At 62.5% G+C, this 14117-nt stretch carries 16 protein-coding genes and 1 tRNA gene; 13 read left to right on the forward strand and 4 right to left on the reverse strand.

Annotation, left to right across the window (positions count from 1 at the left end; translation table 11 throughout):
• Positions 1-6: 6 nt before the first annotated feature.
• The gene (locus ACGYLO_RS17210; RefSeq protein WP_067262973.1) at positions 7-213 is read left to right on the forward strand and encodes a DUF6356 family protein; all 207 of its coding nucleotides are present in this window, start codon (positions 7-9) and stop codon (positions 211-213) included.
• A 312-nt stretch (positions 214-525) separates the two neighbouring features.
• On the opposite strand, the gene ACGYLO_RS17215 is transcribed toward ACGYLO_RS17210, so the two are convergent.
• From ACGYLO_RS17215 to ACGYLO_RS17230, 4 genes are all read right to left on the reverse strand, one after another.
• Positions 526-1740 carry an NADP-dependent isocitrate dehydrogenase gene (locus ACGYLO_RS17215; protein WP_271687340.1) on the reverse strand — a complete coding sequence of 405 codons (1215 nt, stop codon included), beginning with the start codon at positions 1738-1740 and terminating at the stop codon, positions 526-528.
• A gap of 96 nt (positions 1741-1836) precedes the next feature.
• Positions 1837-2421: an HD family hydrolase gene (locus tag ACGYLO_RS17220; RefSeq protein ID WP_271687339.1), complete on the reverse strand. Its 585-nt coding sequence runs from the start codon at positions 2419-2421 to the stop codon at positions 1837-1839.
• A complete protein-coding gene (locus ACGYLO_RS17225) occupies positions 2418-2654 on the reverse strand; it encodes a hypothetical protein (RefSeq protein WP_209218794.1) in 237 nt (78 codons plus the stop codon). The genes ACGYLO_RS17220 and ACGYLO_RS17225 overlap by 4 nt, the downstream gene beginning before the upstream one ends.
• A complete protein-coding gene (locus tag ACGYLO_RS17230) occupies positions 2654-3307 on the reverse strand; it encodes an alpha/beta hydrolase (RefSeq protein WP_067262961.1) in 654 nt (217 codons plus the stop codon). Before ACGYLO_RS17230 ends, ACGYLO_RS17225 begins: the two co-directional genes overlap by 1 nt.
• Before the next feature lie 172 nt (positions 3308-3479).
• Between ACGYLO_RS17230 and ACGYLO_RS17235 the strand changes: the two genes are divergently transcribed.
• The 12 genes from ACGYLO_RS17235 (at position 3480) to ACGYLO_RS17290 (ending at position 14114) form a co-directional block, all read left to right on the forward strand.
• On the forward strand, positions 3480-3941 hold the full coding sequence (locus ACGYLO_RS17235; RefSeq protein ID WP_067262959.1) for an Rrf2 family transcriptional regulator: 462 nt from the start codon (positions 3480-3482) through the stop codon (positions 3939-3941).
• Between the two features lie 113 nt (positions 3942-4054).
• Positions 4055-5155, forward strand: a complete 1101-nt coding sequence (locus ACGYLO_RS17240) for a cysteine desulfurase family protein (RefSeq protein ID WP_394376946.1) — start codon at positions 4055-4057, stop codon at positions 5153-5155.
• A gap of 36 nt (positions 5156-5191) precedes the next feature.
• The gene (sufB, locus tag ACGYLO_RS17245; RefSeq protein WP_209218955.1) at positions 5192-6715 is read left to right on the forward strand and encodes a Fe-S cluster assembly protein SufB; all 1524 of its coding nucleotides are present in this window, start codon (positions 5192-5194) and stop codon (positions 6713-6715) included.
• Positions 6715-7521 (forward strand): polysaccharide pyruvyl transferase family protein, encoded by an 807-nt coding sequence (locus ACGYLO_RS17250; RefSeq protein ID WP_271687337.1) that lies wholly within the window; start codon positions 6715-6717, stop codon positions 7519-7521. Before sufB ends, ACGYLO_RS17250 begins: the two co-directional genes overlap by 1 nt.
• Positions 7522-7604: 83 nt before the next feature.
• The gene (gene sufC, locus ACGYLO_RS17255) at positions 7605-8360 is read left to right on the forward strand and encodes a Fe-S cluster assembly ATPase SufC (RefSeq protein ID WP_067262950.1); all 756 of its coding nucleotides are present in this window, start codon (positions 7605-7607) and stop codon (positions 8358-8360) included.
• Positions 8360-9640 carry a Fe-S cluster assembly protein SufD gene (gene sufD / locus ACGYLO_RS17260; RefSeq protein ID WP_271687335.1) on the forward strand — a complete coding sequence of 427 codons (1281 nt, stop codon included), beginning with the start codon at positions 8360-8362 and terminating at the stop codon, positions 9638-9640. Before sufC ends, sufD begins: the two co-directional genes overlap by 1 nt.
• A complete protein-coding gene (locus tag ACGYLO_RS17265) occupies positions 9640-10122 on the forward strand; it encodes a YIP1 family protein (RefSeq protein ID WP_271687334.1) in 483 nt (160 codons plus the stop codon). The genes sufD and ACGYLO_RS17265 overlap by 1 nt, the downstream gene beginning before the upstream one ends.
• Position 10123: 1 nt before the next feature.
• Positions 10124-10699: a YIP1 family protein gene (locus tag ACGYLO_RS17270; RefSeq protein ID WP_271687333.1), complete on the forward strand. Its 576-nt coding sequence runs from the start codon at positions 10124-10126 to the stop codon at positions 10697-10699.
• A 3-nt stretch (positions 10700-10702) separates the two neighbouring features.
• On the forward strand, positions 10703-11923 hold the full coding sequence (locus ACGYLO_RS17275; RefSeq protein WP_271687332.1) for a cysteine desulfurase: 1221 nt from the start codon (positions 10703-10705) through the stop codon (positions 11921-11923).
• Positions 11924-11997: 74 nt separating this feature from the next.
• Positions 11998-12074 (forward strand) — tRNA-Arg (locus ACGYLO_RS17280).
• 198 nt (positions 12075-12272) lie between these two features.
• Positions 12273-13268 carry a zinc-binding alcohol dehydrogenase family protein gene (locus ACGYLO_RS17285; RefSeq protein WP_394376947.1) on the forward strand — a complete coding sequence of 332 codons (996 nt, stop codon included), beginning with the start codon at positions 12273-12275 and terminating at the stop codon, positions 13266-13268.
• A 51-nt stretch (positions 13269-13319) separates the two neighbouring features.
• A complete protein-coding gene (locus tag ACGYLO_RS17290) occupies positions 13320-14114 on the forward strand; it encodes an SDR family NAD(P)-dependent oxidoreductase (protein ID WP_271687329.1) in 795 nt (264 codons plus the stop codon).
• The last annotated feature ends 3 nt before the right edge of the window (positions 14115-14117 follow it).

The raw sequence follows: 14117 nt of genomic DNA on the forward strand, positions 1-14117 counted from the left end.
TTTCCCATGATCGCACGCATCTTCCTCGACCATCCCGCCAAGGTGGATGAGACGTTTCTGGAGCATATGGCCTTCGCGCTGAAGTTTTCGGGGCTGCTGTTTGCGGCAGCTGGCGCGGCGCTGGTGCATGCGCTGATCCCGTGCCTTTTCGAGAAGACGGCGAGTGGGATCATCGCGAAGCTTTACGCGCGGACGCACAACCGGGGGCAGTGAGGACCAGCGCGGCTCCAGTTTCGCAATGAGGGCCAGCGCCTGCCCGCGGGTGGGCGATTTTACGTGGCCTCGTGCCACTTTATGGCTCAGCAATGTTGTGCGTTCCGCGAGTTCACGCCCAGCCTAACCAAATCGCCTACCCGGTCGCACCGAAGGTGCGCCCCCTTTATAGCGGCACGCCTCCGGCGTGACGGGCGGGCAGGCGATGGCCCGGCGCCTACGGCTTGATTCCGGGCCGGGTGGCAAGCGTGACCGAAAAATAGAAAAGGGCCGCATCGTGCGGCCCTCTGTCATTCCAAACATCCGACAGGCTCAGCCCGCCAGCGCCTTGTTCAGGTTCTCGTCCACCTTCTCCAAGAACCCCATCGTCGTTAGCCAACCCTGATCCGGCCCCACTAGCAGGGCAAGGTCCTTGGTCATGATGCCTGATTCCACCGTATCCACCACGACCTTCTCCAGCGTCTCGGCGAAGTTGATCAGCGCGGTGTTCTCGTCCAGCTTGCCCCGGTGCTTCAGCCCGCCGGTCCAAGCGTAGATCGAAGCGATGGAGTTGGTCGAGGTCTCCTCGCCCTTCTGGTGCTGGCGGTAATGGCGCGTCACGGTGCCGTGGGCGGCCTCGGCCTCTACGATCTTGCCGTCCGGCGTCATCAGCTGCGAGGTCATCAACCCCAGTGAGCCAAAGCCCTGCGCCACGGTGTCCGACTGCACGTCGCCGTCGTAGTTCTTGCAGGCCCAGACATAGCCGCCCGACCATTTCATCGCCGAGGCGACCATGTCGTCGATCAGGCGGTGCTCGTACCAGATGTTCTTCTTCTTGAAGTCCTCGGCGAATTCCGCGTCGAAAATCTCTTGGAACAGGTCTTTGAAACGCCCGTCATAGGCCTTCAGGATCGTGTTCTTGGTCGAGAGATAGACCGGCCAGCCGCGGTTCAGACCATAGTTGAAGGACGCGCGCGCAAAATCGCGGATCGAATCGTCGAGGTTGTACATCGCCATGGTGACACCGGCGGAGGGCGCGTCAAAAACCTCCTTCTCGATGGTCTCGCCATCCTCGCCGACGAATTTGATCGTCAGCTTGCCCTTGCCGGGGAAGCGGAAGTCGGTGGCGCGGTACTGGTCGCCGAAGGCATGACGGCCAACGACGATCGGCTGCGTCCAGCCCGGCACAAGACGCGGCACGTTGCGGCAGATGATCGGTTCGCGGAAGATCACGCCGCCGAGGATGTTACGGATGGTGCCGTTGGGGCTGCGGTACATGCGCTTGAGGCCGAACTCCTCGACCCGCGCCTCGTCAGGCGTGATGGTGGCGCATTTCACGCCGACGCCATGTTCGCGGATCGCATGGGCCGCGTCGACGGTGATCTGGTCGTCAGTCTCGTCCCGTACTTCGATGCCGAGGTCGTAATACTTTAGGTCAACGTCAAGATAGGGCGTGATTAGCTTCTTTTTAATGAAATCCCAGATGATCCGGGTCATCTCATCGCCGTCGAGTTCGACGATGGGGTTTTCTACCTTGATCTTCGACATGACGAATTCCTCTGTTTCAGGGTGCGTTTGGCCGTGCTTTAGCCTATTCGGGGCCAAAGAGAAAGATCGTATACAATGGTATGCCGAAGGCTGCGGTTAGGCGCCGACCCCGGCGAAAAAGCTGCTGATGCGGGCGCGGGCATAGGACCAAAGGGCAGGGGCGCCGATGGCGATCTTGCGGCCCACCTTTTCTTCGATTTGCGCTTCCGAGACGTTATAGTCAGTCCAACTGCCGCCGCCGGAGGCGAGGTTCTGCATCGGCGGCTGGAACCGGTCGAGCGATTTGGCAAAGCGAGCTGTAGGGCTTTCGGCGGCCTCGAACTCTTCCCAGATGCTGCGCAGATCGTCCCGCAGATCGTCCGGCAATAGGCCAAAGATGCGGTTGGCGGCGATTTGTTCCTGCGCTTCCATCTCGGCGGCGTCGTAATCGCCAAAGATTGGATTGTCGCCCGCGTCAATCTCGACAAGGTCGTGCAGGATCAGCATCTTGATGACGCGGTTGATGTCGACCTCAGGCCCGGCTTGATCGGCGAGCACCAACGCATAGAGCGTCAGATGCCACGAATGTTCGGCAGAGTTTTCCGCACGGCTGGCATCGCATAGGGTGGTGCCGCGCAGCACGGTTTTCAGCTTGTCGGCCTCGTTCAGAAAGGCAATCTGCTTGTCCAGCCGCTCTGTCATGCGCCGCCCTTACCGCGATGGTCGCGCAGCTTGCGCGCCAGAAAGGCGCGGGCCTTGTCATTGGCCATCCGGGTGCGAACGGCGGTGAGGAAGGCTTCTTCCAGCGTTTGCGACGAGGCGCCCAGCACCTCGCCGACTTCCATGAACAAGCGGTCTTCGCCTGTCTCGGCCTGTACGGCGAGACATTCCTCGGCCAATTTATTGGCCAGTTGGGTGACGACCGCGTCCGCCATCAGCGTGTGGATTCCGTCAGGCGGCGTTTGACATAGTCGCTGGTCGAGGTGATCAGCGTGTCCATATGCGGCTCTTCAAAGAAGTGCCCGGCGCCTTCGATCTCCTGATGGGTGATCGTGATGCCCTTTTGCTCGTGCAGCTTGCTGACGAGGTTCGTGGTATCCGCGGGCGGCGCCACGCGGTCGGCGGTGCCGTTGATCACCAGACCCGAGGCCGGGCAGGGTGCAAGGAAGGAAAAGTCGTACATATTCGCAGGCGGAGAGACCGAGATGAAGCCCGTGATCTCAGGCCGGCGCATCAGCAGTTGCATCCCGATCCATGCGCCAAAGGAGAAACCCGCAACCCAGCAGTGCTTGGAGTTGTTGTTCATCGATTGCAGGTAATCGAGCGCCGAGGCCGCATCGGACAATTCGCCAATGCCCTGATCGTATTCGCCCTGGCTGCGGCCCACGCCACGGAAGTTGAAGCGCAACACGGTGAAACCCATGTTGTAGAACGCATAGTGCAGGTTATAGACGACCTTGTGATTCATCGTCCCGCCGAACTGCGGATGCGGATGCAGCACGATGGCAATCGGGGCGTCACGTTCTTTTTGGGGGTGGTAGCGGCCTTCAAGGCGGCCTTCGGGTCCGGGAAAAATAACCTCGGGCATGGGTATCCCTGTCTAGGGGTTCAAAGATCGCTGCGAATAGTTGACGAATTCGCTAGGCCACCTTAGAACGGTTCTAATCTGGTTCCGCGCAGTGTCGCGTGGATCAGTCTTTGGACTTAGGCATTTAAGCCGCCCACGTCAATCAAATGGCGCGGCGGGTGAGGGTGAGACGATGAAGCTATCTACCAAAGGGCGCTACGCGATGGTCGCTTTGGCCGATATTGCCCTGCAACCCGAGGGCACCTTGGTGTCTCTGGGCGACATTGCCGAGCGGCAGTCGGTCTCTTTGCCCTATCTGGAGCAGTTGTTCGTCAAGCTGCGCCGGGCCGAATTGGTGACCTCTGTCCGGGGGCCGGGCGGCGGGTATCGTTTGGCGCGTCCGGCGGCGGATATTCGTGTGGTCGATGTGCTCGCGGCGGTGGATGAGACGGTGGATGCGATGCACAAGGGGGCGGGCGCCTCGGGCGGTCTGTCGGGCAGCCGGGCGCAATCGCTGACCAACCGGCTGTGGCAGGGGCTGAGCGCGCATGTCTATGTATTCCTGCACCAGACGCGCCTTTCGGATGTGGTTGAGAATGAGCTGGCCCCCTGTCCGGCGGTGCCGACCCTCTTTGCCGTGGTGGATGAGTCGTGAGGGTGGTTTTGGGCAGCGGGCGCGCCTTGGCGGCTGTGGTCTGCGCGGGTGGTGATGTGGAATTTCGGGGGCGCTGCCCCCGGACCCCCGCGGTATTTGGAAAAGGATGAAGGATGCGGGTCTATCTTGACCATAACGCGACCACGCCGCTGCGGGCGGAGGCGCGCGCGGCGATGATTGCGGCGATGGACCTGCCCGGCAACCCGTCCTCGGTCCATGCCGAGGGGCGTGCGGCCAAGGCCGTGGTCGAGCGGGCGCGGGCGCAGGTGGCGGGGCTTGTGGGCTGTGATCCGGTCGATGTGATTTTTACCTCCGGGGCGACCGAGGCGGCGGCGCTTGCGGCTGCGATGGGGGCGCGTGTGGTGACCTCAGCGGTGGAACATGACGCGGTTCTGTCTTGGGGGCAGGCGGCGCGTTTGGGCGTCGACGCACAGGGTGTTTGGGACGGCGACCTGACCGCCGCGGCGGGGGGCGATGTGGTGGCCCTACAGGCCGCGAACAGCGAGACGGGTGTGTTGCAGCAGACCATGCCTTTGGCCCAGCAGTGTTGGGCGATGGAGAGCTCGCCCTATGTGTTGGTCGATGCGGTGCAGGCGCTTGGCAAGACCCGGTTCAAGATGGCCACCTCGGGCGCGGATTTCATCCTTGTCTCGGCGCATAAGCTGGGCGGGCCCAAGGGGATCGGTGCACTGATCGTCAAACGCGGCATTGATCTGGCAGAACATGCGCTGCTGCGCGGCGGCGGGCAGGAGATGGGCCGCCGTTCGGGGACCGAGAATATCCCGGCCATCGCAGGATTCGGCGCGGCGGCTGAGGCGGCGGCGGCGGATCTGAGCGCGGGGCGTTGGGAAGAGGTGGCAGAACAGCGCGATTTGCTGGAAGCGACCCTTGCGGATGCCGCAAGTCTGACTAGTTTTGTAGGGAAAGGCGCTCAGCGCCTGCCCAACACTTCTTGTATCATCACGCCCGGCTGGAAGGGCGAGACCCAAGTGATGCAGATGGACCTTGCGGGCTTTGCCATTTCGGCGGGGTCGGCCTGTTCCAGCGGCAAGGTGCGTGCCGGTGCCGTATTGCGCGCCATGGGCTTTGATGAAACACAGGCCGCCAGCGCGATCCGGGTGTCGCTGGGCCTCGACACCACCCGGGAAGATATCCTGCGGTTCGCCACAAGCTGGACCGCGAAACTGAAAAAGCACGAAACGCGGGCCGCCTGAGCGCCGCCACGGAAAGGAACTGAAACCTTGGAAAATATGACCCTGAAAGAGAATGATGGCGTCAAGGAAGGCGTTGACCAGGAAACCGTGGATGCCGTGCGCGAAGTCGGCGGCAAGTATAAATACGGCTGGTCCACCGACATTGAGATGGAATACGCTCCCAAAGGGCTGACGCCGGAGATCGTGAAGCTGATCTCGGAAAAGAACGGCGAGCCTGAGTGGATGACCGAATGGCGGCTTGAGGCTTACAACCGTTGGCTTAGCAAGGAAGAGCCGGATTGGGCGATGGTGGATTATCCTGAGATCGACTTTCAGGAGCAGTATTATTACGCTCGCCCCAAAAGCATGGCCGAGAAACCCAAATCGCTCGACGAGGTCGATCCGAAGCTGCTGGCGACCTATGAGAAGCTCGGCATCCCGCTGAAGGAGCAAATGATCCTTGCCGGTGTCGAAGGCGCCGAGGATGCGCCTGCCGAAGGCCGCAAGGTGGCGGTGGACGCGGTGTTCGATTCCGTCTCCGTCGGCACCACCTTTCAAGAAGAGCTGAAGAAGGCCGGCGTGATCTTCTGCTCGATCTCCGAGGCGATCCGCGAATACCCTGATCTGGTGAAAAAGTACCTCGGCTCGGTCGTGCCAGTGTCGGACAACTTCTACGCGACACTGAACTCCGCGGTCTTCTCTGACGGGTCCTTCGTCTATGTCCCGCCGGGCGTGCGCTGCCCGATGGAGCTGTCGACCTATTTCCGCATCAACGCCGAGAACACTGGCCAGTTCGAGCGCACGCTGATCATCGCCGACAAGGGCTCCTACGTCAGCTACCTCGAAGGCTGCACCGCGCCGCAGCGCGACGAGAGCCAGCTGCACGCCGCCGTGGTCGAGATCATCGTCGAGGAAGACGCGGAAGTGAAATACTCCACCGTCCAGAACTGGTACCCCGGTGACGAGGACGGCAAGGGCGGTATCTACAACTTCGTGACCAAGCGCGCCGATTGCCGCGGCGACCGCGCGAAGGTGATGTGGACGCAGGTCGAAACCGGCTCCGCCGTGACCTGGAAATACCCCTCCTGCATCCTGCGCGGCGACGACAGCCAAGGCGAGTTCTACTCCATCGCCATCGCCAACAACATGCAGCAGGCCGATACCGGCACCAAGATGGTGCACCTCGGCAAGCGCACCAAGTCGCGCATCGTGTCCAAGGGCATCTCGGCCGGCAAGGCGCAGAACACCTATCGTGGTCTCGTCTCGATGCACCCCAAGGCCAAGGAATCGCGCAATTATACCCAGTGCGACAGCCTGTTGATCGGTTCGGAATGCGGGGCGCATACGGTGCCGTATATTGAGGTGAAGAACAACTCGAGCCGCGTTGAGCACGAGGCGACCACCTCCAAGGTGGACGACGACCAGATGTTCTATTGCCGCTCGCGCGGCATGGACGAGGAAGAGGCCGTGGCGCTGGTGGTGAACGGCTTCTGCAAGGACGTGCTGCAGGCGCTGCCGATGGAGTTCGCCATGGAAGCGCAGGCGCTGGTGGCAATCTCGCTGGAAGGTTCCGTCGGCTAATGAGCCTTGATGCGGCGCATACTCCCCTCCGCCTGCATTGGTGGAAGGCGCAGCCGAATTTCGGCGATGCGCTGAGCCCGCTGGTCCTGAGCCATGTCTCGGGGCGGCGGGTGGAGCATGCGTCGGTGGATGAGGCGGATGTCTTTGGTCTCGGCTCGCTCTTGCAGATCGTGCGGCGGAAGTACGACACGCCGCGTGCGGGAGCCAAGCCGGTGATCTGGGGCAGCGGGTTGCTGCGCCCCGCCGGGGGCCGCGCGTTCTTGAAGAACATCGAGATTGCCCTGCTGCGGGGGCCGGTGACGGCGGCGCTTCTGGGCATCGAAACAAATGCTTTTGGCGATCCGGGGCTTTTGGTAAACGAGGTTCTGCCCGGCGAGGGATCACTCGGCGACAAGATCGGCATCGTGCCGCATCACACGCTGGCGGACGATCCTGACCTGCTGGAGCTCGTGGCCTCCGACAGCGCCTATGTGCTGATCGACCCGCGCGATCCGGTGGAGCAGGTCTGTGCCGGCATCGCCGCCTGTGCCCATGTCTTTGCCTCGTCGCTGCACGGGTTGATCACGGCGGATGCTTACGGCGTGGCCAACACTTGGGTGACGCCCGAGGGGCAGGGGCGGTTGAAGTTTCACGACTACGCCGCCTCCGTGGGGCGCGACATGCGCGCGCCGATTGCCTTGGCCGATATTCCGGCGGCACCCAAACCAGACGCGCCGCTGACCTACCAAGACGGCATCACTGCCTGCCGCGCCGCGCTGAAAGACAGCTTTCCCGCCGCACTCTGCGCCCGTCAGGGGGCGGCATGAACTTTAACACGCAGGGGCAAGCCCCTGAAACAAAACTGAAATAGCATGAATTGCGGCGCAAGGCGCGCCAGAAGGAGACCGAAATGCTGAGCATCAAGAACCTGCAGGTGAAACTGGAAGAAGAGGACAAGCAGATCCTCAAGGGCGTCGATCTGGAAGTCGAGGCCGGCAAGGTCCACGCCATCATGGGGCCGAACGGCTCGGGCAAGTCCACGCTGAGCTACGTGCTCTCGGGCAAGGACGGCTACGAGGTCACCGAAGGCTCCGCCACGCTCGAAGGCGAAGACATCCTCGAACTGGAACCCGAAGAGCGCGCCGCGGCGGGCCTCTTCCTTGCCTTCCAGTACCCGGTGGAAATCCCCGGCGTTGGCAACATGACCTTCCTGCGCACCGCCGTGAACGCACAGCGCAAGGCGCGGGGCGAAGAGGAAATCTCGGCCGCCGACTTCCTCAAGGAAATCCGCGCCAAGGCGAAGGACCTGAAGATCGACGCCGAGATGCTGAAGCGTCCCGTGAACATGGGCTTCTCCGGCGGTGAGAAAAAGCGCAACGAAATCCTGCAGATGGCCATGCTCGAGCCCAAGATGTGCATCCTCGACGAGACCGACTCGGGCCTCGACGTTGACGCGATGAAACTGGTGGCCGAAGGCGTGAACGCCCTGCGCACCGAGGGCCGTGGTTTCCTCGTCATCACGCACTACCAGCGTCTTCTGGACCACATCAAACCCGACGTCGTGCACATCATGCATGATGGCCGCATCATCAAGACCGGTGGGCCTGAGCTCGCGCTCGAAGTCGAGAACAACGGTTACGCAGACATCCTCGCCGAGGTGGCATAATGGCCGAAGCACAACTGAAAGAAACCCCGACCGAGGCGATGATCGCAGCGCTCGACATGCCGCAGGGTGGCTGGAGCCATGCGGCGCGCGAAGATGCGCTGGCGCGGGTGCGCGCCATGGGCCTGCCGCAGCGCAGGGATGAATACTGGAAGTTCACGCGCCCCGACACGCTGACCCAGGCCGGGGCGCAGCCCGCTGCGATCTTCGATCACGGTGACGCGCCGCTGTTCGACGGCACCGAGCGCCTGCGCATCGTCTTCGCCGATGGCGTGTTCGATGCCGAAGCCTCGGATGACCTCACGCTCGAAGGCGTCAGCATCGAACGGCTGGCCGCTGCAGACAGCGATCTGCATTGGGCGCGTGACCTCTACGGGACGCTGGAAAAGAACGGTCAGGCCCCGGTGCAGCGCCCGCTCGCGGCCCTGAACACCGCCTTTGCAACGGATGGCGTTTTGATCCATGTCACCGGCACGCCGAGCAAGCCAATCAATCTAGTTTATCATCACAAATCAGAGACTTCTGATGCGATGTTGCACCATGTTGTGAAGCTCGACAAAGGTGCCGAAGTCACGCTTTTGGAGAACGGCCCCGCCGCGGCGCGCTTCAACACCGTGATGGAGGTTGAGGTGGCCGACACTGCGCGCTTCCACCATGTGCGCGCACAGGGTCGGGACCATGAGCGCCGGGCGGCAACCCATGTCTTCACCCGTTTGGGCACCGGGTCGCTGTTCAAGAGCTTCACCGTCACCGTGAACGGCGCGCTGACGCGCAACGAATGCGTGATCGAACTCACTGGCGACGATGCCTCGGCTCATGTCGCGGGCGCCTGCGTCGGCGATGGTGATTTCCACCATGACGACACGGTCTTCATCACCCATGATGCCGAGAACTGCGAAAGCCGTCAGGTGTTCAAAAAGGTGCTGCGCAACGGTGCCACCGGCGTGTTCCAGGGCAAGATCCTCGTCAAGGAAGGCGCGCAGAAGACCGATGGCTACCAGATCAGCCAGTCGCTGCTGCTGGACGGCGACAGCCAGTTCCTCGCCAAGCCCGAGCTTGAAATCTACGCCGACGATGTGGCCTGTTCGCATGGCTCGACCTCCGGCGCGATCGACGAGGAGGCCCTGTTTTACCTCCGCGCCCGCGGGGTGTCCCATGCCGAGGCGACCGACCTGCTGACGCTCGCCTTCCTCGCCGAAGCAGTGGAGGAGATCGAGGCCGAGGAACTGCGCGAAGAAATCACCGGGCGCCTCAGCTCGTGGTTGGAGCGTCGTAGCGCCTGATGGCTGTTACCAGCGATATCGTTGCGACCTACCGCGGCCCCGGCAATGTGATGTCGGGGCTGCTTGCACAGGGCCGCAACGAGGTGCGCGTGCTGATGTTCGCGCTGATGGCGGGGCTGCTGATCTTCGTGGCCCTGTCGCCGTATCAAGCCCGCGCCGCGCATCTCGATCCGGACGGGCCGCTCGCGGTGCGCCAGTATTGGAGCGCGTTTTTCTGGATCTTCGTGATGCCCTTGCTGCTCTATGGCTTGGCCGCGATGGTCTGGGGGATTAGCCGTGTCGCGGGGCAACGGCTCAGCGGTTATGCGGTGCGGCTGACCTTGGTTTGGTCGCTCCTTGCCTCTGCGCCAATCCTTCTGTTGCTGGGCCTCGCGCTTGGGTTCATCGGGCCGGGCCTACAGGCGCAGATCGTCGGGGTGATCTGGTTGGCCGTGTTCTTTTGGTTCTGGATCGCGGGCCTTGTCGCCGCGCAGCGGGGCTGAGATGAGCGGCGCCTTGATCCAGCTTGCGCAGACCACCCTGCGCAGCCCCCGTGCGGCAGCGCGCCAGATTGCGGAGCTGCCCTTGGGCAATGATGTCATCTGGACGTCGCTTGCTTTGGTGGCCGCGCTGAACGCGCTCGTCATCTCGGCCACCTTCGTGATCGCGCCGCCCGCCATGGCGCTGCCGAGCTATTTCCAATCGCCGCTGGTGCTCTTCGCGCTGCTGGCCGGGTTGATGGTGCTCTATGTGCATGCGCTGACGTGGGTTGGCCGGGCACTGGGCGGGCAGGGCGCGGTGATGCCGCTTCTGGCTGCCGTCGTATGGCTTCAGGCGCTTCGCCTCTGCGCGCAGCTTGGCATCTTGCTGCTGACCTTGGCGCTGCCGCCGTTGGCGCTGCTGGCCTCTTTCGTCGTTACCTTCTGGGGTCTTTGGATCCTGCTGAATTTCGTGACCGAACTCTTGCATCTGCCGGGGCTGTTCCACGCCGCCGCAGCGCTCGCGGGCGCCGCGCTTGGGGTCTTGCTGGGGTTGGGCCTTCTGCTGTCTTTGATCGGGCTGACCGCCCAGGGAGTTTAAGTCATGTTCGACGTTGAAGCCGTCCGGGCGCAGTTTCCGATCCTTGGCCGCGAGGTGAACGGCAAGCCGCTGGTCTACCTCGACAATGGCGCTTCGGCCCAGAAGCCGCAGGTGGTGATCGACGCGATCACCCAAGCTTATGAGAGTGAATACTCCAACGTTCACAGGGGCTTGCACTATCTTTCTAACCTTGCGACCGACAAATACGAAAGCGTGCGCGGCACCGTGGCGCGCTTCCTCAACGCCGGGTCGGAAGATGAGATCGTGCTCAACACCGGGGCGACCATGGGGATCAACACCGTGGCCTATGGCTGGGCCATGCCGCGCATGCAGGTGGGCGATGAGATCGTCCTTTCGGTGATGGAGCATCACGCCAATATCGTGCCGTGGCATTTCCTGCGCGAACGGCAGGGCGTGGTGCTGAAATGGGTCGATGTGGACGCCACCGGCGCGCTTGACCCACAGGCGGTGATCGACGCCATCGGGCCGAAGACCAAGCTGGTTGCAATATCGCACCTTTCCAACGTCTTGGGCACGAAAGTTGATGTGAAAACCATCGCTGAAGCCGCCCATGAGAAGGGCGTTCCGGTCTTGGTCGATGGCTCGCAGGCGGCGGTGCATATGCCGGTCGATGTGCAGGACCTCGACTGTGATTTCTATGCCGTCACGGGGCATAAACTCTATGGCCCCTCCGGTTCGGGCGCGATCTATATCAAGTCCGAGCGCATGGCCGAAATGCGCCCCTTCATCGGCGGCGGTGACATGATCCGCGAAGTCAGCAAGGACGCGGTGAGCTACAACGACCCGCCTATGATGTTCGAAGCCGGGACCCCCGGGATCGTCGGCACCATTGGCTTGGGCGTGGCGCTGGAGTTCATGATGGATCTGGGGATGGAAAATATCGCCGCCCATGAGGACGATCTGCGCGACTACGCGGTCTCGCGGCTCGGCGGTTTGAATTGGCTCAACCTGCAAGGCACGACGCCGGACAAAGCGGCGATCTTTAGCTTCACACTGGACGGCGCCGCCCATGCGCATGACATCTCGACCGTGCTCGACAAGAAAGGCGTGGCCGTGAGGGCCGGGCATCATTGCGCGGCGCCTTTGATGACGCATCTCGGCGTTTCGGCGACCTGCCGCGCGTCCTTTGGCATGTATAACACCCGGGCCGAGGTCGACACATTGGTCGACGCCCTCGAATTGGCGCATGATCTTTTCGCCTAAGGTGAATTTCGCCGCCCTTGCCCCCGGATTTCCCATTGCAGGGGCGGCGCGCTCTGGCTATACCGCCCCTCAGTGGACCCTTAGCTCAGCTGGATAGAGCGCTGCCCTCCGAAGGCAGAGGCCAGAGGTTCGAATCCTCTAGGGTCCGCCATTTTTCCCATATGAATGTCGTTTGTCGCGTTGGGGGCTGTGCCTTTGCTTGCGGGGGGGGGGGGGTGCCGTAGGCCCGCCAAGCGTTTGGATTATACTCCGTATCTAAAAACTCTATCCGCCTCCGTCCCGGTTTATATAGCCCGGCAAGCTGATACCTTCTGCCCAACAGTAATATCCCTGCGGAAGGACAGACAAAATGAAAGCTATCGGCTATAACACCACCGGCCCGGCAGAGGTTTTGGAGATGCTCGAAATTGAGCGTCCCGCCCCCGGACCGCGTGACCTTTTGGTGGAGGTGAAGGGCATCTCGGTCAATCCGGTGGATGTGAAGCTGCGCGCGCTTTCGGGGCCTGAGGGTGGTCCAAAGGTCTTGGGCTTTGATGCCGCGGGCGTGGTCGTGGAACTGGGCGCAGAGGTTAGCGATTTTGCGTTGGGGGATGAGGTGTTCTATGCCGGGGACGTGACCCGCGCGGGGACCAATGCCGCCTTCCACACGGTCGATTCCCGCATCGTCGGACGAAAGCCTGAAACCCTCGATTTCGTTGAGGCCGCCGGTCTGCCGCTGACCGCAATCACGGCTTGGGAGATGCTGTTCGACTCCTTCCGGCTGGCCGAGGGCTCAGGCGAAGGGGAGGCGATTTTGGTCATCGGCGGGGCCGGGGGCGTGGGGTCGATCCTCATTCAACTGGCCCAGGCCCTGACCGGTCTGACCGTGATCGTGACCGCCTCGCGGCCAGAGACCCAAGATTGGGTGCGCAAGATGGGCGCGGATCATGCGGTGGATCACCGGGGCGATCTGGTGGTGCAGCTTGCCGAGCTCGACCTCACGCCAAGCTATGTCGCTGCGCTGACGGCCACCGATACGCATTGGCCCGCCATCATCGAAGCCATTGCGCCGCGCGGGCAGATCGCGCTGATCGACGACCCTGAGACGCTGGATATGAAAGCGGCGAAACCGAAAGCCCTAAGCGTGCATTGGGAGTTCATGTTCACACGCTCGATGTTCCAGACCAAGGACATGACTGCGCAGCGCGACCTGTTGAACCGGGTGTCGCAGATGATCGACGCAGGCATTTTACGCTCCACCGTGACGGAACATGCGGGCGTGATAAATGTGGAAAACCTTCGCGCGGCCCATGAGCGTCAGGAAAGCGGGCGGGTGATCGGCAAGCAGGCTCTGAGCGGTTGGTGATCGCGCAGAGCCACTCCCATCCCCGCGCAGAGACCCAGTAAGGAGAGACAGATGACCAAGACGATCCTCATCACCGGCGCGACCGACGGTATCGGTCTGTTGACCGCCAAGAAGCTTAGCGCGCAGGGGCATAGCGTTTTGTTGCACGGGCGCAGTGCCGAGAAACTCAGCGCCGCCGCGGCGGAGGTGGGCGGCAATCCCCAGACCTACCGCGCGGACCTGTCGCGGCTGGAAGAGGTCGTGACGCTGGCAGAGGCGCTGCGCATCGATCACAGCCAGATCGACGTGGTGATCAACAATGCCGGTGTCCTGAAACTGCCCGAGCCGCGCACCGACGCCGGGTTGGACGCGCGTTTCGTGGTCAACACGCTGGCGCCCTATCTGCTGGTTCAGCTGTTGCTGCCGGTGCTTCCCAAAGCGGGCAGGGTGGTGAACCTCTCCTCCGCCGCGCAGGCGCCGGTGGAGGTCGCCGCGCTTAGGGGCGAGGTGACGCTTGACGATATGGCGGCCTATGCGCAGAGCAAATTGGCGATCACGATCTGGACCCGAGAGATGGCCCGCGCGCACCAAGACGGGCCGCTCTTTATCGCGGTGAACCCCGGCTCTCTCTTGGCGTCGAAGATGGTGAAGGAAGGCTTTGGCGTCGCCGGGAACGACCTGAGCATCGGGGCCGACATCCTTGCCCGAGCAGCCCTTTCGGATGAGTTTGCAGGGGCCTCCGGCGCCTATTTCGACAATGATATGGGCGGGTTCAATGAGCCGCATAGCGCGGTAAAAGATCCCGATCATGTAGCCGCCGTCATGGCTGCGATCCAAGAATTGGTGAGTGGAAACCGGCCGGAGTAGCGC

The sequence above is a fragment of the Sulfitobacter sp. 1A13353 genome (assembly GCF_043557255.1).
GTDB lineage: Bacteria > Pseudomonadota > Alphaproteobacteria > Rhodobacterales > Rhodobacteraceae > Sulfitobacter > Sulfitobacter faviae.

Coding starts and splice junctions, on each gene's coding strand:
- ACGYLO_RS17210 (WP_067262973.1), top strand. CDS start 7: ATGATCGCACGCATCTTCCTCGACCATCCCGCCAAGGTGGATGAGACG.
- ACGYLO_RS17215 (WP_271687340.1), bottom strand. CDS start 1,740: ATGTCGAAGATCAAGGTAGAAAACCCCATCGTCGAACTCGACGGCGAT.
- ACGYLO_RS17220 (WP_271687339.1), bottom strand. CDS start 2,421: ATGACAGAGCGGCTGGACAAGCAGATTGCCTTTCTGAACGAGGCCGAC.
- ACGYLO_RS17225 (WP_209218794.1), bottom strand. CDS start 2,654: ATGGCGGACGCGGTCGTCACCCAACTGGCCAATAAATTGGCCGAGGAA.
- ACGYLO_RS17230 (WP_067262961.1), bottom strand. CDS start 3,307: ATGCCCGAGGTTATTTTTCCCGGACCCGAAGGCCGCCTTGAAGGCCGC.
- ACGYLO_RS17235 (WP_067262959.1), top strand. CDS start 3,480: ATGAAGCTATCTACCAAAGGGCGCTACGCGATGGTCGCTTTGGCCGAT.
- ACGYLO_RS17240 (WP_394376946.1), top strand. CDS start 4,055: ATGCGGGTCTATCTTGACCATAACGCGACCACGCCGCTGCGGGCGGAG.
- sufB (WP_209218955.1), top strand. CDS start 5,192: ATGACCCTGAAAGAGAATGATGGCGTCAAGGAAGGCGTTGACCAGGAA.
- ACGYLO_RS17250 (WP_271687337.1), top strand. CDS start 6,715: ATGAGCCTTGATGCGGCGCATACTCCCCTCCGCCTGCATTGGTGGAAG.
- sufC (WP_067262950.1), top strand. CDS start 7,605: ATGCTGAGCATCAAGAACCTGCAGGTGAAACTGGAAGAAGAGGACAAG.
- sufD (WP_271687335.1), top strand. CDS start 8,360: ATGGCCGAAGCACAACTGAAAGAAACCCCGACCGAGGCGATGATCGCA.
- ACGYLO_RS17265 (WP_271687334.1), top strand. CDS start 9,640: ATGGCTGTTACCAGCGATATCGTTGCGACCTACCGCGGCCCCGGCAAT.
- ACGYLO_RS17270 (WP_271687333.1), top strand. CDS start 10,124: ATGAGCGGCGCCTTGATCCAGCTTGCGCAGACCACCCTGCGCAGCCCC.
- ACGYLO_RS17275 (WP_271687332.1), top strand. CDS start 10,703: ATGTTCGACGTTGAAGCCGTCCGGGCGCAGTTTCCGATCCTTGGCCGC.
- ACGYLO_RS17285 (WP_394376947.1), top strand. CDS start 12,273: ATGAAAGCTATCGGCTATAACACCACCGGCCCGGCAGAGGTTTTGGAG.
- ACGYLO_RS17290 (WP_271687329.1), top strand. CDS start 13,320: ATGACCAAGACGATCCTCATCACCGGCGCGACCGACGGTATCGGTCTG.